At 55.5% G+C, this 19,110-nt stretch carries 20 protein-coding genes; 10 read left to right on the top strand and 10 right to left on the bottom strand.

What is annotated here, in order from left to right:
• Positions 1-22 precede the first annotated feature (22 nt).
• Together D9N14_RS07325 and D9N14_RS07320 are read left to right on the top strand one after the other, a co-directional pair.
• Complete coding sequence (locus tag D9N14_RS07325) at positions 23-1,429, top strand: hypothetical protein (RefSeq protein WP_290578556.1); 1,407 nt, start codon at positions 23-25, stop codon at positions 1,427-1,429.
• 10 nt (positions 1,430-1,439) lie between these two features.
• Positions 1,440-2,213 carry an outer membrane lipoprotein-sorting protein gene (locus D9N14_RS07320; protein ID WP_290578555.1) on the top strand — a complete coding sequence of 258 codons (774 nt, stop codon included), beginning with the start codon at positions 1,440-1,442 and terminating at the stop codon, positions 2,211-2,213.
• 28 nt (positions 2,214-2,241) lie between these two features.
• Here D9N14_RS07320 and D9N14_RS07315 read toward each other — a convergent pair whose 3' ends face one another.
• Complete coding sequence (locus D9N14_RS07315; protein WP_290578553.1) at positions 2,242-3,318, bottom strand: AraC family transcriptional regulator; 1,077 nt, start codon at positions 3,316-3,318, stop codon at positions 2,242-2,244.
• Between the two features lie 531 nt (positions 3,319-3,849).
• Here D9N14_RS07315 and D9N14_RS07310 point away from each other — a divergent pair.
• Entirely contained in the window at positions 3,850-5,043 is a 1,194-nt protein-coding gene (locus tag D9N14_RS07310) for an esterase/lipase family protein (RefSeq protein WP_290578551.1), read from the top strand.
• Positions 5,044-5,055: 12 nt separating this feature from the next.
• Here the strand turns inward: D9N14_RS07310 and dinB are convergent, their stop codons facing one another.
• Positions 5,056-6,114: a DNA polymerase IV gene (dinB, locus tag D9N14_RS07305; protein ID WP_290578548.1), complete on the bottom strand. Its 1,059-nt coding sequence runs from the start codon at positions 6,112-6,114 to the stop codon at positions 5,056-5,058.
• A 127-nt stretch (positions 6,115-6,241) separates the two neighbouring features.
• Here dinB and lexA point away from each other — a divergent pair, with 127 nt between their 5' ends.
• Entirely contained in the window at positions 6,242-6,901 is a 660-nt protein-coding gene (gene lexA, locus D9N14_RS22675; RefSeq protein ID WP_317622585.1) for a transcriptional repressor LexA, read from the top strand.
• A 124-nt stretch (positions 6,902-7,025) separates the two neighbouring features.
• On the opposite strand, the gene D9N14_RS07295 is transcribed toward lexA, so the two are convergent.
• The 3 genes from D9N14_RS07295 to D9N14_RS07285 form a co-directional block, all read right to left on the bottom strand.
• Complete coding sequence (locus tag D9N14_RS07295) at positions 7,026-8,042, bottom strand: response regulator (protein ID WP_290578546.1); 1,017 nt, start codon at positions 8,040-8,042, stop codon at positions 7,026-7,028.
• Positions 8,043-8,211: 169 nt separating this feature from the next.
• Positions 8,212-8,709 carry a hypothetical protein gene (locus tag D9N14_RS07290; protein WP_290578544.1) on the bottom strand — a complete coding sequence of 166 codons (498 nt, stop codon included), beginning with the start codon at positions 8,707-8,709 and terminating at the stop codon, positions 8,212-8,214.
• 95 nt (positions 8,710-8,804) lie between these two features.
• Positions 8,805-9,176 carry a DUF4112 domain-containing protein gene (locus D9N14_RS07285; protein ID WP_290578542.1) on the bottom strand — a complete coding sequence of 124 codons (372 nt, stop codon included), beginning with the start codon at positions 9,174-9,176 and terminating at the stop codon, positions 8,805-8,807.
• A gap of 72 nt (positions 9,177-9,248) precedes the next feature.
• Between D9N14_RS07285 and D9N14_RS07280 the strand changes: the two genes are divergently transcribed.
• Positions 9,249-10,403, top strand: coding sequence for a serine hydrolase domain-containing protein (locus D9N14_RS07280; protein WP_290578540.1), 1,155 nt, complete (start codon positions 9,249-9,251; stop codon positions 10,401-10,403).
• Positions 10,404-10,498: 95 nt separating this feature from the next.
• Here D9N14_RS07280 and D9N14_RS07275 read toward each other — a convergent pair whose 3' ends face one another.
• Together D9N14_RS07275 and D9N14_RS07270 are read right to left on the bottom strand one after the other, a co-directional pair.
• Positions 10,499-11,719, bottom strand: a complete 1,221-nt coding sequence (locus D9N14_RS07275; RefSeq protein WP_290578538.1) for a hypothetical protein — start codon at positions 11,717-11,719, stop codon at positions 10,499-10,501.
• Between the two features lie 306 nt (positions 11,720-12,025).
• A complete protein-coding gene (locus D9N14_RS07270; protein ID WP_290578536.1) occupies positions 12,026-13,264 on the bottom strand; it encodes a DUF445 domain-containing protein in 1,239 nt (412 codons plus the stop codon).
• Between the two features lie 286 nt (positions 13,265-13,550).
• Between D9N14_RS07270 and D9N14_RS07265 the strand changes: the two genes are divergently transcribed.
• The gene (locus tag D9N14_RS07265; protein WP_290578534.1) at positions 13,551-14,324 is read left to right on the top strand and encodes a DUF1418 family protein; all 774 of its coding nucleotides are present in this window, start codon (positions 13,551-13,553) and stop codon (positions 14,322-14,324) included.
• Positions 14,325-14,331: 7 nt separating this feature from the next.
• Here D9N14_RS07265 and D9N14_RS07260 read toward each other — a convergent pair whose 3' ends face one another.
• Together D9N14_RS07260 and D9N14_RS07255 are read right to left on the bottom strand one after the other, a co-directional pair.
• On the bottom strand, positions 14,332-14,688 hold the full coding sequence (locus D9N14_RS07260) for a hypothetical protein (RefSeq protein ID WP_290578531.1): 357 nt from the start codon (positions 14,686-14,688) through the stop codon (positions 14,332-14,334).
• Positions 14,685-15,062 carry a phasin family protein gene (locus D9N14_RS07255; RefSeq protein WP_290578529.1) on the bottom strand — a complete coding sequence of 126 codons (378 nt, stop codon included), beginning with the start codon at positions 15,060-15,062 and terminating at the stop codon, positions 14,685-14,687. Before D9N14_RS07255 ends, D9N14_RS07260 begins: the two co-directional genes overlap by 4 nt.
• A gap of 281 nt (positions 15,063-15,343) precedes the next feature.
• On the opposite strand from D9N14_RS07255, the gene D9N14_RS07250 reads away from it, so the two are divergent.
• Together D9N14_RS07250 and D9N14_RS07245 are read left to right on the top strand one after the other, a co-directional pair.
• Positions 15,344-15,733 carry a YkvA family protein gene (locus D9N14_RS07250; RefSeq protein ID WP_290578527.1) on the top strand — a complete coding sequence of 130 codons (390 nt, stop codon included), beginning with the start codon at positions 15,344-15,346 and terminating at the stop codon, positions 15,731-15,733.
• A gap of 74 nt (positions 15,734-15,807) precedes the next feature.
• Positions 15,808-16,620 (top strand): ParA family protein, encoded by an 813-nt coding sequence (locus D9N14_RS07245; protein ID WP_290578525.1) that lies wholly within the window; start codon positions 15,808-15,810, stop codon positions 16,618-16,620.
• Here the strand turns inward: D9N14_RS07245 and D9N14_RS07240 are convergent.
• Positions 16,617-17,360, bottom strand: coding sequence for a DUF1461 domain-containing protein (locus tag D9N14_RS07240; protein WP_290578523.1), 744 nt, complete (start codon positions 17,358-17,360; stop codon positions 16,617-16,619). The genes D9N14_RS07245 and D9N14_RS07240 overlap by 4 nt on opposite strands.
• Positions 17,361-17,465: 105 nt before the next feature.
• On the opposite strand from D9N14_RS07240, the gene D9N14_RS07235 reads away from it, so the two are divergent.
• Positions 17,466-18,488: an alpha/beta hydrolase gene (locus D9N14_RS07235; RefSeq protein WP_290578521.1), complete on the top strand. Its 1,023-nt coding sequence runs from the start codon at positions 17,466-17,468 to the stop codon at positions 18,486-18,488.
• Between the two features lie 98 nt (positions 18,489-18,586).
• Complete coding sequence (locus tag D9N14_RS07230; protein WP_290578519.1) at positions 18,587-19,099, top strand: hypothetical protein; 513 nt, start codon at positions 18,587-18,589, stop codon at positions 19,097-19,099.
• Positions 19,100-19,110 lie beyond the last annotated feature (11 nt).

Below are 19,110 nucleotides of genomic sequence, written 5' to 3'. Positions count from 1 at the left end.
GTTGATTCGTTGCGGTATCCTGATGTTGGCCTTCAGCTCCGATCTGCATGCCGAAATGGGCGAGTTCTCCGGCTGGGTCAATGGGCAAACCCGCTACTATCCCGACACTGGCGAGAACGTGGATGAGCAGCTTTATCCTGCCGCCGCGTTGCAGTTGAACTACAGCCAGAACCTCACCGATGACGACCAGCTGGTGATTGGCTTGTTCGCTCGGGGTGATACGGTGGACGACGAGCGCAATTACGTGGATGCCCGTGAGTTTCTGTGGTTGCACTACGGTGACAACTTTCAGTTCCGGGCCGGGGTTGGGCAGGCCAGCTGGGGTGTCAGTGAGTTGTTCAAGATCACCGATGTGATCAACCAGAAAGACCGTGCCGAGCTGCCCTTGCAGCGCAAACTGGGACAGCCAATGGCCGCGGTCTCGTTCTATCTGGGCGATGACCTGATCGAATTGTACAGCTTGTATGATGTGCGCCCAGCCTGGTTCCCCGGTGAGGATGGCCGCATGCGCTACCCCATACTGGTGGACCCGGATCACCAGGAGTACGATCGCGGCAAGTCCGGGCGCTGGGATTTTGCAGCGCGGTGGAAAACCCGGCTGGCGGACGTGGACATTGCGTTATCCCATTTCTATGGGGTGACCCGTGATCCCTATTTCATTTTTAATTATGACTTCGCGGACCCCTATCTGATTCCGGTGTACGAGAAAGTGAACCAGACCTCTTTGGAAATGGTCTATCCGTGGCAGGATGTGCTGCTCAAACTGGAAGCCACCTATCAAACCGGCTCCATCGAACAGTTTGAATCCGTGGTAGCGGGATTTGAATACACGTTCGGTGGTGTATTTCAGTCCGACTTTGACCTGAGCTGGTATGTGGAGGCCATCTGGGACAGTCGTGACCAGATCTATGCTACCCTGTTCGATCATGACGTGGGGGTGGCTGCCCGGTTGGCCTTCAATGATGCCCGTGACAGTAACCTGATTCTTGGGGTGGTGGCCGACTATAAGTACAGTGAAGCCTTTGGCTACCTGTTCTGGACCAACAATTTTGGCGCCAGCTGGACGATGAATATTACAGGGCAGTACTTCATGGCCAACGAGCCGAGGCTGGACCCACGGGACTACGCGCAGTTCCAGGCGCTGGCAGATGATGTGGAGGCGGGTAACTACCCATTGCCACAGGCACTCATCGACTCCGTTCTCGAGGCGTTTGAGAACACCACCATCAGTCAAAAGCAGTATGAAATCATGCTGGAGCGACTGGAAGAAATACAGGCGGGGCAGGGTGACTATTTCACCAATGTGGAGGATTATACCGACGTGCCTCAAATCCTGTTTGATCTGTTAAGGATTTCAGATAATTCCCAAAAAATGAACCTGATTGAGCGGGATGGCTATATACAGGTTGATGTTTTCTATCATTTCTAGGGTGCGATTTATGTTAAGAGCGATTTCCTTGGTGCTTGGTTTGTGTCTGGCCAATGTCTTGCTGGCGGAACCCATGACGGGACTACAGATTATCGAAAAAGCCAAGCAGAACGGCAAAGGCTTCAAGGATCTGGTGCACGAAGTCAAGATGCTACTGGTGGATGAGTCGGGCGACAGCACCGAGCGCGAGATGCTGATGAAAGCCATGACAGAAGCCGGCGGTGACAGTTACAGCATGTTGATTTTTACGGCACCACAGCGGGAAAAAGGCATCTCTCTGCTGACGGTCTCGGCACAGGGAAGCAGCGACAAACAATACCTGTACCTGCCGTCTTCGCGCCGGGTCAAGCGGATCACCAGCTCCAACAAAGGCTCATCCTTCCGGGGCAGTGAATTCACCTTCGAAGATCTGTCTGATCAGAAAACCGGAGACTACCGGTTTGACCTGGTGCAGGAGGAACCCTGCGCAACACAACGTTGTTATGTGGTGGACCGCTTTCCCAAATCCGACGAGTCCAGTTACAGTAAAACCCGGATGTGGATCGATACCGAGTTTTACCGCCTGATCAAAGCGGAATTTTATGACCGGGATAACAAACTCCTGAAAACCATGCAAACCAGTGGCTACGAGTTGTTTGAAGGTCAATACTGGAACCCAAAAGAAGTGGTGATGGCGAACATCCAGACCGGCAAAAGCACCAAGATGTTGTCGCTGTCACTGAAAATGAACTCCGGCCTGCGCCAGTCCGAGTTCACTGAGCTGGCGATGCAGAACTGGCGTTAACGCGCAAGCTGGACACCGGTGCCTGGCGTCAGGCTTCCGTGTCCAGCTCCATTGTCTTCCATTCTTTTTCAAACGCCTGCTTGCGGAACTTGTCCATCTGGCCATAGTTCTTTTTGAATTCCCGCGGCGATTCCCCAGTCCATTTCTTGAATGCTTTGCTGAATGCGGATGAATCACAAAAACCCAGCATCAGTGCGATTTCGGTGATGCACTTGTCGCTTTTGGTCAGATAGTTAATGGCAAATTCCCGGCGCAGCAGATCCAGTTCATTCTGGAAATTGGTGCCCAGGCTGTTCAATTGACGGCGCAGGGTGCGACCGCTCATGCCCAGTTTGCGGGCGGCCGTTTCCAGGGAGGGAAAAGCCCCAACGCTCTGAATCAGCACCAGTCGCAGTTTCTTGGGCAGGTAATTCAGATTGATGGGGGGCACGGTTTTCAGAAAATCCTGCTCTGCCATCCGCGCAATACCCTGGTTCGCCAACAGCAGTTCCCGTCGTGCCAGCGATTTTGCCACAACAAACTCACAGTGCTCGGCATTGAAGCGGATCTTGCAATTGAAATAGCGCTTGTAGATTTTTTCGTATTCCGGTGCGGGATAGGGAAAGGCGATGTATTCAGGTTCGTACTCTTTACCCAACAGGAACTTCAGAATGTTCTTGAAGTTCACCATGATGGATTCAATGAAAAAATGGGAGAACGGCGCCAGCGAAATGCATTCGATCACCCGAATGCCCACCGTGTCCTCGGTCTCAAAATACTGCATGGAGAAAGGAGGAAAGGCTTTTTCACAGAGTCGGCAGGCCGCCTGCAGACAGTCCGCATAAGTCTGTTGTGCCATGGCGGACACGCCGGCCATGCCGTGACAGGTAAGCCGCATTTGCTGGCCGATGGCCAGGCCTCCGTAGGGCATTTGCAGCTCGCGGATGCCCACATCCACCAACTTCAGGATTTCGTTCAGCGTGAAAGGTCTGGGATTTTCCGCCAGAGCGACGAGGTCCACTCCGGCTTTCCGCGCCAGCTCCGTGCGCTTCAGGCCGAGTTGTTCCGGAAACTCCAGATAAGCCGAAATATATTCTGGCACTATTATGGGTGTGTCTCTATCCATGGTCTTGTTCTTGTTTTTTGGATTTCAACAATAAGTATATGAGAGAAGGGGAGTTAATTATTACTGCTTAAATGTATCTTCTTGGTCATGCTCTGTCGCTGAGTCGTTACAAACGAACCCGGATAGGGTTCATTCCCGCCACAGTCCGGCATGATCAGGACAAAACTGCTGTGCTCCCCGTTCGAACATTATAGGGATTATGCGGCTGTTTTTAAGCTTCGCGGTCAATTTGGCTCTAATTTTATATATTCATAAAGGGCTTTCGGTTGGATTGGGAAAGTGACTTTCGGGCGGCGGCCATCTTTAACCTATTTTTGGAATGTGAAAAGCGCAGAGAACGTCCGCCTGCCCTGAAATGGGCTTTTGTGTGTTCATGTGTTCACGATTTTTTTGATTGGGTATCTGATTGAATAGCTTCATAAAACGCTTTTTACACCAGTCATAATGGGGTTTGGCAGGGATTTATATTCTTGCGGGGCTTGAAAATCTCAATTACAGTGTACACATGTAAACTTAAATTGAGGTGGTGTCATGTCTGAGTTCGAGGCTATCGGGGATTCCAGCAGGGACCAGGCCCGTGCGCACTTGTCGCCTGTGCATTGGTTATTTGGATTGCTGTCATTGGCATTGCGCTCCGGAGGCGAGCTCACCAGGGTAGTGGGTGAAATGCACCATACCTGGAGTGATGCGCCCATGCCTTGGGATAATACCCATCAGGCGGATATTCAGCGGGCACCCAAGACCTATCTGTTGATCAAGATGTTGTTCGAGAGCAGTGCCACTCAACTGCATCGGGTACTGGACCGGGTTCCGGCGACAGAGAGGGTATCGCAGCCGTTGCATCGCGTGCGCAGTGCCATGAACGGCGTATTCGGCGACAAACTCAATGAGTGGGAGCATCCCCTGGCGCTGCCCATGGAGACCGTGGACGAGCAGGGGCGCGCCGTGGAACTGTCCAGGCTCCAGGCGGAGAGTGCGCAGGGTGTGGTGCTGTTCATACACGGTTTATGCTTGAGTGAAGGGGATTGGCAGGGGCCTGATCATCAAGCTTTTGTAACAGGCTTGCGCCAGCAGGGCTATGGGGTGGCCTGGTTGCGATACAACACCGGTTTGCCCATCTGGGAAAACGGTTACCGGCTCGATCGACTGTTGTCACAGCAATGGAATCCTGCCCATGACAAGCGGTTGGTCATGATTGGCCACAGCATGGGGGGGCTGGTTATCCGCAGCGCCTGCCACGCGGCAAGCCAATCCCGGGGCACCTGGTTGTCCGCGCTGACTCATGCGGCCTATCTTGCGTCTCCCCACGATGGCGCCCCCATGGAAAAAATCGGCAACCTGGCCAATTCACTGCTGGGCGTCACGCCCTATGCGCGACCGTTGATGGCGTTGGGCAACATTCGCAGTCTGGGGATTCGCAGTTTGCGCTACGCCAACGTGACGCCGCCGCAGGATGCGAGCCAGCGTCAACAACCGTTGCCCATCTACGAAGGCTGTCAGCATCTGCTGTTGGGTGCACGCAAATTTTACGAGCCTGGTCAGCGTTGGCTGGGGGATGGCCTGGTGCCCGAGGCCAGTGCCATGGGGGGGGAGCATTTTCCACTTTCACATACACAGGTGCGGCGGGAAATGCTGGACGATGTAGGTCATATCACCCTGCTGCAGGACCCACGTATGTACAGGCTGTTGTGCAACTGGTTGAGTGAGAACCGGCATCAGGGGTAGCCCCAAGCCCCCCTAGAATTCAAAGGCAATCTGATTGTGGGGGGCGGTATCCTGTTCCTGGAACCGCACTCCAACACCCAGCAGGCGCACCGCCAGGTCCTTGCGTTTGAAGGCCTGATCAAACAGCCCTCGGTACGTATCCAGAGTCGGGTTGTCATCACAGCATTCCATGGTGGTGCTGGTGAAGTCTGAGAACTTTAATTTCACAAAGGCCTTCTTGATGGCCTGGCGCTGGGGTTTGCGCTCCAATCGTTGCTCCAGCTGCTGTTTCAATCCCGGTAATTTCTCCTGGCAGGAGGCCAGATCCGGCAGGTCGTCAGGATAGGTGTGCTCCACGCTCAGGGATTTGCGCAGGGAGCGTGCCTGCACCGGGCGCTCATCAATGCCGTGTGCCAGCCGGTACAGATGCTCGCCGAAACTGCCCACCTTGTCGATGAAGCCAAAACGATCGTAGCCGCGAATGTCGGCGCAGGTGCGAATTCCCAGATTATGCAGTTTCTGTGCAGTCACTTTGCCCACCCCGTGCAGTTTCTCGATGGGTAACTGGCGAATAAAATCGTCGGTTTTATGGGGTGGAATAACACAGAGCCCATCCGGTTTGTTCCAGTCGCTGGCGATTTTGGCCAGGAATTTATTGGGCGCCACACCGGCTGACACGGTAATGCCGACCTGAGCGCGGATCTGCTTGCGAATGGCTTCCGCCATGCGGGTGGCACTGCCCTGGTAATGAGGTTGATCCGTGACATCCAGGTAGGCCTCATCCAGGGAGAGGGGCTCAATGGTCTCTGTGAACAGGCGGAAAATGCGGTGAATCTGTTGGGAGACCTCTTTGTAATAGCTGATTCGCGGCGGCAGTATCACCAGCTCCGGACACAGGCGACGGGCGTGGGCAGAGGCCATGGCTGAATGCACCCCGTATTCCCGGGCTTCGTAGTTACAGGTGGAGATGACACCGCGTCGGCCGGGGTCACCTCCCACCGCCAACGGTCTGTGCCGCAAGGTGGGATCGTCCCGCATTTCCACTGCAGCGTAAAAACAGTCGCAGTCAATGTGTATGATTTTTCGATTCATGGCGTGGGTATTTTTCTAAAAAAATCTTTGCCAAATGACCCGGGTTGCTATACTGTAAAAGTATACAGTAAAAATGATTCATGAAAAGTCCTAAAACACGTTCCCGCTGGGTCGAGGAGAAAGCAACATGAAATCTGCAGGTACACCCGCTTCACAGGTCAGTTCCCGTTCCCGCACTGATGCTCGCTCTGCTCCGGTTGTCCAGCTCTCTGATGTGTCTCTCTCCCACGCGCAGCTGATGCATTGGATTGCGGAGTTCAATGAAACCCGGGGGCGCTGGCCAGATCGCGATGAGTTGGAAGGCGCACCCCTGTTTGATGCGGCGTTGCTGAATGACCTGCAGCGCTGGAGCCTGGTGGCCTGGGATGGTGATGAGCGGCTGGTGGCCATGGAGCAGTGGGTGACCCTGCCGGTGGTGGGTTCGGTGGCAGCGGGCGTGCCCATTGAAGCGATTGAAAATCACCAGGGTCAGTTGTCGTTACCCCTCAACCTGTTTCGTGAGCGGCCCACCTATCTGTTGCGGGTGCGCGGTGACAGCATGAAGGATGCTGGCATTCTGGATGGCGACCTGATTGCCGTGCGCAAAACGGATAACGTTGGCGAGGGCAAAATTATCGTGGCCCGGGTGGACAACGAAGTGACTGTGAAGCGCTTAAAACTGGAAGCGGGTCAGGTGGCATTGATGCCGGAGAACCCGGATTACCAGCCAATCATGGTGGCCCCAGAGGAGCTGGTGGTGGAAGGTTTGTTTGTGGGGGTTATCCGGGACCGCAATCACCTGCATTGATCTTTTTCTCGCGCAGTAAAATCGACACCCATCAATTTTTACTGCCTCGTTACAGGCTGCAGCCCACTGCAGCCTTTTTTTTGTGTGATATCGAACCTGGGTTCCAGTGGCGTGAGAAGGAACCTCAGACCAGGCTCAACACGATCGCGACAATGCCGCACAGAAGGCCCGCCAGGCCCAACATTTTTCCGGTGGTGATTTTGGCGTTCAGCTCGTCGCTCATCTGCTCACTGATGCTGGACTTCAAGTCCCCCAGTTCCTGTTGAGCCACATCCTGTGCCACTGTCCGACTGATGTCTTCGGCAGCTTCTTTGGCAGCTTCTCCTGCGGTGGCGGCCGAGGTGAACTGAGCGATCTTTTTCACTTCTTCAATCAATTCTGCGGAGGGGCGACGGGTGGCTTCCAGAGCATGGTCAATGGTGTTCTTGCTGCTGTCTACCAATTGATTCAGGCGCTCACTGACGTCTTCAAACCGCTTATCCAGAAGTTCGCCGGCTACCCGCTGACTGATACTGGTGCCTTGCTCGCGCAACTGGCTGTCGAGTCGGTTGTTGAATTCGGAACGCAGATCCGATTTGGCGCGATCCAGCTCGTGCTTCATTTCTTCCAGCAGGGTGGTGCGAATGGTGTCGGACAATGATTTCTGGAAGGCTTCGAATTTGTCCTCCAGCACTTTGCGAACCATGTTCTCCACCACCCGCGTGCTGACCCCCACGCTTTGGGATTGGGTTGGCTTCGCTTCTGCTGCCTTGGCTTCCTCTTTGGCAGCCGTGTTGGGGTCCAGCCGGTTCAGAATGGCCGTCAGGGTCGCGGCGGGCGCAGGCTTCGGTAAAATGGCGTAGGCTCCGATGGCGATGGCCTGCTGGGCATAATCGCTGCCTTCTTTCGAGGTGCACATGATGACCGGTATGTCCCGGGTGTCCGGGTTGGACTTGATGGCCTTGGTGGCCTCGAAGCCGTCCATCCCCGGCATCAGGTGGTCCATAAAAATAATATCCGGGGTGTTGCTGGAGAGGTAATTCAGCGCGTCGCCGGCAGATTCCGCAAAATCCGTTTTGATGTCCTGCTGTTGCAATAACTTTTTCAGGGAAAATCGGGCAGACTTCGAATCATCTACCACCAATGCATGTTTGATTGACATGGGCACTTCTTCTTAAAGACGCATTGAGGAAAAGGGCATACCTTCCAGTATATACGGAAATCCGGTTTCTGCCCGTCATGGCATTCATATAAATTATTGTAAACTATGACAAAGCTTTGCAGCCGCCGCCAATGTTTTGTGGTGGGGATGAGAAGGGCTTCTAAATTGCTCAGCCTGGCCAGGAAATCAGCATCACCACCAGGGCCAGGCCCACCATCAGCGCTGGAAGGTTGGCCCGAATAACAGCACCCAGTGTAGGGTTTCTGCGCGGTGAGAGGTTCGCAGGCCTAAGCCGTTGTTCCAGCTCTTCACGAATCCCGGCCTCAAAGGCCTTCTGCTCATCTTTCATATCCTGCAACAGGGCGTCCAGACGCGCGGTCATGTGCTGGCGCAATTCCAGGTTCAGCTTGTGCAGTTTGCTGTCGGTGATGGTATGAATCAGGCTGCCCAGGGTGTTGAGGCTCTGTTGTTGGGGTAGGTTGTCATGCTTCCTGACTATGTCCTCCAGCTCCAGCAGCAGTTCGTGATGCAGCGTCTGGATTTGCCGTTCCATGTCGCTGGCCAGGTGATCCTTCAGGGAAGACAGCCCGTCGTCATCCGTCTCCAGTGGCACCTGACCCGTTGCCCCGCCGGGGGCCATGGCGGATGATGGTTTTGGTGATTTCATAACCTGCGTGCCTGTTTATTTTATTGTTCTGCGTTGTTCTTGTTATTAAGGCAGTCTGCCCGGTTACTACGGAGGGCGGTGCTGATACACAACGTTTAGCGTTGAAACAGCCCTGGATTTTGCTCTTCGATGGCGGCCAGCAGCAGCTTGACGTTCATGGCATTGGACTTATAGCCCGCATCCAGCACGTCCCCCACCACGGGGATCAATCCGATGAGAAAATCCACCACTATATTACCCAGCATTTTCCACATCACGCTACCTTTAATGTGGTATTTTCTGGCCGCAATGAGAATGAAAAGGGACATAACCGCGGTTAGCAGGTCCCCCGCCACCGGAATCAGGCCCAGGATGAAGTCCCAGCCCAGCCGATAGCGGGTGAAGGGCACTCGAAACTGGTCGTCCAGCAAGTAGGCAATGCGTTGCAGGGAGGCAATGGAAAAGAGGCCGGTCGGTGGATTCTGCATTGAATAACCTCTTGGTTTTGTTGAATTATCCATCCTACCATAATTGAGAACACGGGCAGCAACGGAAACCTTATGACAACCATCGAGATACAAGGCCACTGTAACCCCTCCTATGAACCCGTGCGGGCGGCATTTTCCGGGCTGTTCGAACAGTTCGGTGAAATCGGGGCATCCTGCGCCGTTTACCGGCAAGGGGAGCTGGTGGTCGACCTTTGGGCCGGCCGTCGCAACAAGAATGAGGAACCCTGGCAGCAGGACACCCTGGTCAACGTGTTTTCCGTGAGCAAGGCGGTAACCGCCATTTGTGTGCAGAAAGCAGTGGAGCTGGGCGCGCTGGAGCTGGAGCGCCCTGTGGTGGACTACTGGCCGGAATATGGGGTGAACGGCAAGAAACGCACCCGGGTGAGTTGGTTGCTGAATCATAAATCCGGCCAGCCGGCCATGAAAACCCCGTTACCGGACGAGGCGCTCTACGACTGGGAGCGCATGACGGACACCCTGGCGCGGGAGGAGCCCTGGTGGGAACCGGGCACCCGTCATGGTTATCACATGATCAGTTACGGCTGGCTGGTGGGCGAGGTGTTCCGGCGGGCTGTGGGTGTCTCGGTGGGAAGCTTCCTGCAGCAGGAGATAGCCGGCCCCTTAGGGCTGGATATGGGGTTCGGTATGTCTGACGCCGAGTTGCCCCGCCTGGCGGATCTGATTGCAACCAACCAGCCGCCGGCACCGGGTCGGGTGAGCCTGTTCAACCATGTACTGGAGAATCCTACCGGAATGACCGCCCGGGCGTTGATGAATCCCTTGAGCGTGATGAACGGGGCGAACACCGAGGGCTGGCGCCGATCGGAAATCCCTTCGGCGAATTTGCACTCCACCGCCGCCGCTCTGGCGACGTTGTTTGGCAAGTTATGCTGCCGGGAAGGGGTGCTGCAGGATGCGGCCCTGCAGCGTTGTTATCAAGAGGAAAGCCAGGGCCCCGATCCGGTTTTGCTCACCAACACCCGCTTTGGTCCGGGCTTTATGTTGCAACAACCAGGCAGCCTGGAAGCGGAGTTCGGGCCCGGGCCCAACGCCTTTGGTCACCCGGGGGCCGGTGGTTCCCTGGCATTTGGCGACCCCGATCAAGAGCTGGGTTTTGCCTATGCCATGAACCAGATGGGGCCCTATGTGTTGATTGATCCCCGCCCCAGGGCGCTGATCGATGCGCTGTACTCGTGCCTGGGTTGATCAGGCGCGGGACATGAGCTTACCGGTCAGGGTGTTCACCTTGACCCTTATACAGGCCCTGGGCATACAGTGTGCACTCGTGGGTGGGGTTGTATTCAGAAGTACAGCAGCAGCCACTGGAGCAAGCCAGACAACGCCCCCAGCAGAAAGCCGCCGATACCGCCGATAATCGACAGCGGCTCCAGGATGCGTTTCAGCTGGGTATAGACGCGGCTGTCCGGCATCAGTCCCAGCTGCTGGTGTAAGTGGTGTTGCACCAGGGTGGCTCGTTCCCGGTTGAAGGCATCATCTTCCAGCGGTTCAATGATGGCGTCAGTGAGTTTGTCGGTCAGTGTGTTTTTCAGCTCCAGATAGCCAATGGGGCCCACGGTGAGCTGGACGAAGGTGCGGACGTTGATGTCTTCCACCAGAATGGCCACCCGTTTGCGGATGATGCTGTGGGTGCGGCGGGAGCGGCTGCCGTTCAGCAGGGTGTTGAACAGGTTCTGGATCGACAACACATCCTGTGCCAGTAACTGGGCCAGTTCCTGATCCTGCTGCGGGCGAAACTTGGCAACCGGGCTGCGGATTTCCCAGCGCCCCAGTGTGATCGGGTGATAGGGGTACTGTATCCAGTGCTGACAGATCCAGAAGAAAAAGAACACCGTCAGTGCGCTGCTGATGACCCAGTACTCCAGGTGGCTGATCTGCAGCACCATGGCCACCAGTAACTGAATGCAGCCCAGACTGAATCCCAGCAGGGCGCAAAAATGGGCCATGCCATTGAAGGTGCGTCGGCTCAGGATGTCATAGATCCGGCGCAGGGTTCCCGGTTTCTGCTTCTCTGCGTGCTCCAGCAGGCGTTGATAGGACAGGATGCGGGTCAGGCCGTCTCCCAGCTCCTCAATAATGTCGTCGATGATGCGTGGCAGCAGGCGGTGGGCCCGCAGGTAAAACCGGTTCTTGACCAGCACCGGCAGGTTTTCCCACATCACGGCGTTATCCTCATTCATCACATCGTCGATGATGCCGTCGATCTGCGGCCGCAGGTTGCTCAGTTGGTGGGTGATGATCTTTTCGGGGCCCAGGAATTCGAAGATCTGTTGCAGGCCGGAGACTTTCTCGAACAGCTCCTTGGACCAGTGGCTGACATACATCTGGCTGTTGGCGTGAAAATAACCCTGCCAGCCCAGCATGGGGCGGACGCCGACGAAAAAACGGGGCCACAACGCCAGAAATCGAGCCATCTTGACCACGCCCCAGCCTGCGGCGGCCATCAGCAACGGCAGCACAACCGGGATGTAGCTGATCAAGTTTTCCGAAGATGGCGCACTCATGCTGGCGCAAAACCTCCAGGGGTCATGGACTCTTCTCCTAATGTGTGCGCACGGTGGATTGAGAGAGCCAACTGCATAGGGGACCTGACCTGTGATGAAACCAAAGTACCTTCAGCGTAGACTGGCGCGGCGCATCGGATGCCTGTTGTTATCTATTGTTATTGTATTGGGCTCAGCAGGCAGGCTGATAGCCTGGTCAAGCCGGGCTTTTATCATACTGAAAAAGCCGACGCATTGTAGGACAAATTTCTCAGTGTCTGCGTTGGCTGCATTGTAGTTTTTTTATGTCAAAAAGAACAATGGCCTTCAGGTGGTGGAGGCGAACATAAAGAACAGCTGGGCAAAGCCCGCCATCAGGCCGAGCACCCCACCCATGGTGATCAAAATCCACTCATCCTCCTGAAAGGCGGGACGCAGCAGGTCCTGGAACTCTTCCGAGGACATGGCCTGCATCCGGGTGCGGAACATCTTTTCCACCACCTTGCCCCGCTCCTTGGTGAACATGGGATCGTCGAAGGATGCCAGGGACATTTCGATGGTCTTTTCCTCGATGGTGCGCTTCAGGTCCACAAAGCCTTCCGGCCCCACGGTGAGTTGGGCCACGGTTTTCACCATGCCGCCGTCGATGATGGGACGCATGTGCCGCTTCAGCATGGCTTTGGCCCGATCCCCTTTGGGGCCGCGGAAGATCTCGTTCATGATGTGGCCGATGGTGAGAATCTCAGCAGTCACAATGCGGCAGAACACCTCGGAAACGGCATTCTGACGGCTGAGGAACAGCCCCTGTACCGTGGGCCCGATGGGGGTGAGCTTGGTGGGGTTGAGCGGGCGGAAGATCAGGTTCAACGCCAGCCAGTTGGTGGCCAGCCCCACCAGCAGGCCGAAGGCGGGCAGAATGTACCAGTCCTTGTTGTACCACCAGACGAACATCTGGATCACGCCAAACAGAAAGCCGAAGAAAGCACCGGAGTTGATGACGAACTTGAATTCCGTTTCGCCGCACTCCCAGAACACCCGGTTCAGCATGTTCTTGTCTTCGGAAAGTTTCTTGATGATCAGGGCTTTTGGGTCCACCAGATCTTCGATGTTGGCGTGCATGTCCTCCATGAGGCTGTCCATCATCTGGGGAATCTGGCGGCGGGCGCGGGCATAGGCCCGGTTTTTCAGGACATTGGGCAGGTTCTCCCAGAGCACCGCGTTGCGTTCGGTCATGATGTCGTCGGTGAGCTCTTCGATGCGGGAGTCCGCTACCTTGATGATGTGGTGCGCAATTTTTTCCGGCTCGAACTCGTCGAAGATCTCCTGCATGGTGCTGATCTTGTCGAGGGTGTTATCCACCACGATTCCGGCCATCTTCTTGCCCCGCTTGGGGATGATGCCCTGCCACCCCAGCCAGGGGGGAATGCCGAAAAAATTGACCGGGTAGAAGGTCAGCTGAATTGCCAGCCAGTTGGTAGACCAGCCCACGATCGCCGCCACGAAGGGAATGCTGATGTACTTCCAGAAATCGGGGTGATTTACAAACTCGTTGTAAAGCTCAAGCATCGAGTGGTGTTCCTAACTGTGTGTAAACAGGCATCGGATCGAAAAGTGCCCCGGATTATGCCTGAAATCCCATTCTGTAGTTATTGTTAAGCCGACAACAAACTGGCAACAAACGGCCCATATAAAAAAGTCAAATAAATGGCATAATGGCCAAAAAAACCGGCCCATTATACCTTGCTAACTGAATAAATCTTGAGAATTTTGAGATAAATTCACAGTGCTTCGGGAAGGTGGTACAGTCGGTCAGATGTACGATAGAAGAATAACTCCATAGTCGGTATTTGCTTTGTCCCTAGCCCCTGAAAACGATGAATCCATGGTTCGCTATCTGGTGATGGAAGTGCTGGAAGCGGCCGTGAATCTGGCCCTGTCCTACGAACCCGCGGCTCAGGCCCGCCTGCAGGAGCATGTGGGGCGGGTGCTGAGGATCAAAACCACCGCGCCGGACTGGATGTTTTACCTGGCGGTCTGTGAAGACGGTATCCAGCTGTTTTTGGAGTATGAGGAGGTGGTGGATGCCCGCATCACACTGCCCACTTCATTGCTGAGCCAGTATGTGCTGGGCAGTTACGCCGAAGATCTCATGGCGGCCGAAGGGGTCAGGGTCAGTGGTGACCAGGATTTCCTGGAGGACGTGATGCAGGTGGCCCTGGAATTCAGCATCTGGAGCCTGGCCAGGAAGGTTCTGCAGAGCTGGTTGCCGGAATTTGAGGGGCTGACAGGGTTGATTGATGCGTTCAAGCACAATGACCCGGCCTGGATTGTACGCCTGGAACACCTGCCGCAACTGGCCAATGAGACATTGATGGCCGTGCGGGCCCAGGGCGAGCTGCAACAACAACAGATCCGCGAAATTGAATCCATCAAGCGCCAGCTGGCGGCGGATCGGCGTGCCAACCGCATTAGTACGGTAATCGGTTTTTGTCTGCTGGTGGTGGCCTTCCTGGCCCATAACGGGTATTTGAAGGTGCCTCAGCTGGAGGGCATTTCCATGGATACCCTGGTACTGGTGATTTTATCCATGGTGATTCTGATTCCCCGCATGATCAGCGGGCGTTGAAACCGACTTAATCCTCGTCCAGTGGTGTGCCCGGAGGCCGGCGACCGGTGCCGCGGGGGCGGGCCGGGCGGGTGGCCATTTTCAGGCTGTCGCCCATGATGTCCAGGCCGGTTTTGGCGATGGAGCGGGTGGTGTCCCGCAGCATCTCGCGGGAAGGCAGGGATTTGATGCCTTCCATGACACCCTTCTTCACCCGGGCCTCAATCTCCGGTCCCACTTCTGCCTTGAACTGTTCGATGGCCGCCTGCAGGCCGGCCTCATAGCGTTTTTTGAAGCGCTTCTGAAACACATAATGGGCAATGCCGAGAGTGAGCAGGCTGCTCAGCAGGGCGGTGGCGAGGATGGTCAGCAGGGTGGTGGTCATGATTGGCGGTCTTGGTTCTGCAGTGCTTCGGTGACCTTGTCCAGGGCAGCGGCCAGGCGGTCTATTTTATCGTTGAGCAGGTCCAGGTCGGATTTGCGGCTGATGCCCAATCGCCCCAGGGTGGAAGAAACCCGCATGTCAAAGGCACGCTCGATCCGGTCCATCGTCTGGTTGGCGCGGACTTTCAGTTCATCCAGACGGGAATCCGGTGCCACTTCGATCTCTTTTGTGTGGTTAATGCGCTCAAAGTTTTGCCCTTTATTCACCAGTTCTTCAAAGGCCTCGCTACCTTGCGCCTCCACCATGGAATAGGCTCCCAGCCCTGCCAGCCAAATTTTGGTGGAGTTGCGTTTGATATCGTCGGCTTTACTCATGGAATAGTCCTTTGCTCCCGGCGGAGAGTGCTCTGGTGTGAATTCTTTTTTTCAGGGCAACGTTAATGTTAACACCGGAATCGGAATGGCGCTAAGTTAGCCATTAAGGTGATTAGGCATTATTGTTGTTATATTGGTTCTTGTTGGTATATTTGCCCTATAAAATAGGCTTTCTGCGATTGTATAAATTATTGGCAAAAGTCACTTAGGTCAACCGCTATTCGCGTGACGGCACCGGATCAACCGCAACTGAACTGCAACTGGAGTGAGAGGAATTTCCTATGGCGACGGATTCAACGCAATACAGTAATGCCTACCGGGCGGCGCTGGTGCTGCCCATGTTGCAGCGGGTGTGTTCCAAAGCCGGGCTGGATCTGGTTTCCCGTGCCCTGCAGCTGTATTACCTGGCACGCTCTCCGGACATTCCCGCCTGGGCCAAGGCCAGCATCTTTGCCGCCCTTGGTTATCTGGTGGTGACTCCTGATGCCGTCCCGGACATCACGCCGGTGCTGGGGTTTGTGGATGACCTGGCGGTGCTGACCTCGGCACTGGCCGGACTCAGCGGGTACGTCAGTCCTGAAATCCGGGCAAAAGTGCTGCTGAAGTTGCAGGAGTGGTTTGGTGGTGATGTGGAGCTGCCCCTGGAAAATTTGCCCGAGAGCAAGACATAGTGTGAAGCGTTCTATAAAATGGGCGCAGCTCTCAACACAATGTATCGGGTACAACAATACAACGGGGAAGGAAAATGCGCCGAGTCGTGTTCAATCAGAAAGGTGGTGTGGGAAAATCCAGTATTGCGTCCAACCTGGCTGCAATCAGTGCACACCGGGGATTGAAAACCCTGCTGATTGACCTGGACCCGCAATGCAATTCCACCCAGTATTTGCTGGGGCGGGATTTCCAGACCGGTGAGACGGACATCGGTGTATTCTTCGCCCAGGCTCTGTCGTTCCGTCACCGTCATAAGAAAAACCTCGACGATTTTGTCACGCCCTCCCAGTTTGAAAACCTGCATGTGATCGCCGCCAATCCCGAGCTGGGGGAAATCATGTCACAGCTGGAATCCAAGCATAAAATTTTCAAACTGCGGGATGCCCTGGCAAAACTCAATGGCTACGATGCGATCTATATCGACACGCCGCCGGCGTTTAATTTTTACACCCTGTCGGCCCTGATCGCAGCGGACAGCTGCCTGATCCCATTCGATTGTGATGAGTTCTCCCGCCAGGCGCTCTATAACCTGATCGAAAACGTGGAGGAAACCCGCCAGGATCACAATGAAGATCTGGAAGTGGAAGGCATCGTGGTCAATCAATTCCAGCCCCGGGCCAGTCTGCCGACGCGGATCGTGGACGAGCTGAAAGAGGAAGGATTGCCGATTCTGGATACCTATATTTCCTCTTCGGTGAAAATGCGGGAATCCCACGACACCGGCTTACCCCTCATCCATATGGCCCCCAAACACAAACTCACCGAAGAGTTTGTGGCACTGTTTGAGTTGTTGCATCCGGGGTTTGCCGTTGCGGTTACCGAGAAGGCTGACAAGGCAACGGTCTAGCGGCTCTGCAGCCCTTTGTTCAGTGCCCATTGGCTGAGGCCGAACAAGGTGAGCCCGGGTACGGCCCAGAGGGCGGCGATGAAACCGAACAGGTCCGGCGCCTTCATCAGGGTGGTCATCAACGATTCCTGATAGTAGAAGAACCACTGGTGATCCTTGGGGAATACCTGGGTGTGCAGCCAGTAAAAGCTCTGGGTGGGACCCACCAACATCAGCATCAAGCCCACCACCAGCAGGGCCAACAGCGTGCCCACCAGAATCTGTCTGGCACCCGGCGCCGACCAGCCCAGCCGACGATACACCACTGCCAATCCGATCATCAGAATCACACACACGATCGCCACCTGGTTAAACAGCCTGATCAGGTTGGCCACGTCCTGCAGGTGCACCACTTCCGGCGGCCGTAACAGGGTCTCGCTGACACCGTTGGGCCGAGAATACTGAATCTGGTCCAATCCATGGCCGCCATCCTGGATAGCGGTAACGATCTCGGCAAACAGCCGCATATGCTGCTCCGTCGAGGTGAACTCGAAATCCTTGCGATACTGGTTGGTGGGGCCAAAACGCTGGATATGGTGTTCGATCTCCAGTAGCTCGTAACCCAGAGAGTAGCCAAAATTGGCCTGCGCCAGGCCATGCCAGCTGATCCAGAAAGCCGTTATGAGGCTGCTCAGGGTTAACAGTAAACCAGCGAGCCCGCGGCTCAGGTTGGTTGTGATAGAGTGTGAGTTTGACGGCATGGGCTGGTGGTCTGGCTAAGGATAATGGGCCACAGGATACTGTATGGGGTTATGCAGTCAAATTGCCGATGTCTGAAATGTTGTGACGTCATGGGAGGAAATGGGATGTTGGGGTGGAAAATGTTGGGGGGGCTGATGTTGATGGCCATGGCCGGTGTGTCGCAGGGGGCGTTTTGGCACAAGCCTCCCGGTGCGCCGGAGCAAGGTTTTGGCTCACGGGAAAACGACATCACGGACACTTACTTTGAGTACCAGTTTGGCTCTGCCGCAGAAGGTGACCAAACCTGGTACTATGTGCCAGCGCAACTCAAATACGACACAACGGCACCGGTGGTGGTGTTTCTGCACGGCTTTGCTGCCCTGATCCCCAAGCTCTATCAGACCCACATCGAGCACCTGCTGAAGCAGGGCAACATTGTTATTTTTCCGCAGTTCCAGAAGGCCACGCTGACCGGCTTTTTATCCGAGGCCGGCCTGTTTGCGCCCGCGGATCAATCGCTCTGGGCAGCCAGGGCCGTGGCCACGGTGAATCAGGCCCTGGACGAGTTGGGTGAGCAGGTGCAGGCGGATGAAGTGTATCTGTACGGACACTCCCTGGGTGGATTGATTGCGCTGGCCTGGCAGGCGGAAGGGGGTGTTGCACCCCGGGCTGCGGTGCTGAGTCATCCCCAGGTGAATGCGCAGGAGGGTATACCGGCGTTTGTGCGCGCCTTTCTCCGCATCATTGAGATTCCCTGGCGCGACTACGCCCCGGACATTGATTTCCCGGTGGTGATCCTGAATGGCGATGAAGACACCATCGCCACCGTGGAGCAAAGTCGTGAGATTTTGTCTCTGCTGAGTGCCGTGCCCAGCGCGGAACTCTATATCGCCCAGCGGGACTGCTTTGGCTATCCCTGCGTGTCTCCCAATCATGGTGGGCCCCTGGACAAGATTCAGGGGCTGCCGGCCCACCTTAAATTGTTCTCGGTTTCTGGAGAACTGGATAGCCTGGACTGGCGTTTTTACTTTGCCGGTTTGGACGCCGTGATGGCCGGGTGGCAGCAGCAGCTGCCTTTTGATCCGGGCCACTGGAGCAACGGGCGGCCGGTGAAGCCGGTATTGGTGGAAGCGCTTTCCGCCGAATAAGCCTGAGGCAGATCAAGCTTTGGGGTGGATGTGCTTGCGTGACCTGCGCCCCTGTTTTTAACATGTATGAACCTGTCCCCTTAGAGAGAGTTTGATTGATGCGTCCACTGGCCTTGTTAATGATTGCCTGTGTCCTGGCGGCCTGTTCCACGCAACCGGCGCCCACCCCCATGAAGATTGGCAATAAAGTGGAGTTCGCCCTGTTGCAGGATCAGTTTGCGAACCCGTTCCCCCACGCTGAGCACATGGAGATGCTGGTGTTTACCAATGATATGACCGCCAGTCGGGATGTGCGGGATGCCCTGCAGCGAATCGACCCGGCCTGCTATAACGATGGCAAGCTGGTGTTCATCGCTGACGTCAGCGGCATGCCAACCCTGATTACCCGCCTGATTGCACTTCCCAAAATGCGGGGTTATGGATTCCCGGTCTGGCTGGATTATGAGGGTGAGGCAACCGAGGCGCTGCCGGTGCGCGAGGATCATGTTTCCCTGATCCGGCTGCAGGATGAAGCCATCACCGATATCGCGTTTGTTCAGGGTATGGAATCCGTGATGAATACACTGGTGCCGCTGTGTGGTTTGAAAGCGGAACAGGTCGCGCAGCGCTAAAGCAAATCCAT

Source organism: Ketobacter sp. (assembly GCF_003671495.1).
Taxonomy (GTDB): Bacteria; Pseudomonadota; Gammaproteobacteria; order Pseudomonadales; family Ketobacteraceae; genus Ketobacter.
Note: the sequence above shows the minus strand (reverse complement) of the source record. Positions and strands in the feature narration are given on the sequence as shown.

What these genes read in the sequence shown, in the direction of transcription:
- D9N14_RS07250 (WP_290578527.1), top strand. Translation starts at nt 15,344, where the DNA reads ATGGCGACGGATTCAACGCAATACAGTAATGCCTACCGGGCGGCGCTG.
- D9N14_RS07235 (WP_290578521.1), top strand. Translation starts at nt 17,466, where the DNA reads ATGTTGGGGTGGAAAATGTTGGGGGGGCTGATGTTGATGGCCATGGCC.
- D9N14_RS07295 (WP_290578546.1), bottom strand. Translation starts at nt 8,042, where the DNA reads ATGTCAATCAAACATGCATTGGTGGTAGATGATTCGAAGTCTGCCCGA.
- D9N14_RS07270 (WP_290578536.1), bottom strand. Translation starts at nt 13,264, where the DNA reads ATGCTTGAGCTTTACAACGAGTTTGTAAATCACCCCGATTTCTGGAAG.
- D9N14_RS07290 (WP_290578544.1), bottom strand. Translation starts at nt 8,709, where the DNA reads ATGAAATCACCAAAACCATCATCCGCCATGGCCCCCGGCGGGGCAACG.
- D9N14_RS07240 (WP_290578523.1), bottom strand. Translation starts at nt 17,360, where the DNA reads ATGCCGTCAAACTCACACTCTATCACAACCAACCTGAGCCGCGGGCTC.
- D9N14_RS07280 (WP_290578540.1), top strand. Translation starts at nt 9,249, where the DNA reads ATGACAACCATCGAGATACAAGGCCACTGTAACCCCTCCTATGAACCC.
- lexA (WP_317622585.1), top strand. Translation starts at nt 6,242, where the DNA reads ATGAAATCTGCAGGTACACCCGCTTCACAGGTCAGTTCCCGTTCCCGC.
- D9N14_RS07285 (WP_290578542.1), bottom strand. Translation starts at nt 9,176, where the DNA reads ATGCAGAATCCACCGACCGGCCTCTTTTCCATTGCCTCCCTGCAACGC.
- D9N14_RS07230 (WP_290578519.1), top strand. Translation starts at nt 18,587, where the DNA reads ATGCGTCCACTGGCCTTGTTAATGATTGCCTGTGTCCTGGCGGCCTGT.
- D9N14_RS07315 (WP_290578553.1), bottom strand. Translation starts at nt 3,318, where the DNA reads ATGGATAGAGACACACCCATAATAGTGCCAGAATATATTTCGGCTTAT.
- D9N14_RS07255 (WP_290578529.1), bottom strand. Translation starts at nt 15,062, where the DNA reads ATGAGTAAAGCCGACGATATCAAACGCAACTCCACCAAAATTTGGCTG.
- D9N14_RS07245 (WP_290578525.1), top strand. Translation starts at nt 15,808, where the DNA reads ATGCGCCGAGTCGTGTTCAATCAGAAAGGTGGTGTGGGAAAATCCAGT.
- D9N14_RS07260 (WP_290578531.1), bottom strand. Translation starts at nt 14,688, where the DNA reads ATGACCACCACCCTGCTGACCATCCTCGCCACCGCCCTGCTGAGCAGC.
- D9N14_RS07310 (WP_290578551.1), top strand. Translation starts at nt 3,850, where the DNA reads ATGTCTGAGTTCGAGGCTATCGGGGATTCCAGCAGGGACCAGGCCCGT.
- dinB (WP_290578548.1), bottom strand. Translation starts at nt 6,114, where the DNA reads ATGAATCGAAAAATCATACACATTGACTGCGACTGTTTTTACGCTGCA.
- D9N14_RS07275 (WP_290578538.1), bottom strand. Translation starts at nt 11,719, where the DNA reads ATGAGTGCGCCATCTTCGGAAAACTTGATCAGCTACATCCCGGTTGTG.
- D9N14_RS07325 (WP_290578556.1), top strand. Translation starts at nt 23, where the DNA reads ATGTTGGCCTTCAGCTCCGATCTGCATGCCGAAATGGGCGAGTTCTCC.
- D9N14_RS07320 (WP_290578555.1), top strand. Translation starts at nt 1,440, where the DNA reads ATGTTAAGAGCGATTTCCTTGGTGCTTGGTTTGTGTCTGGCCAATGTC.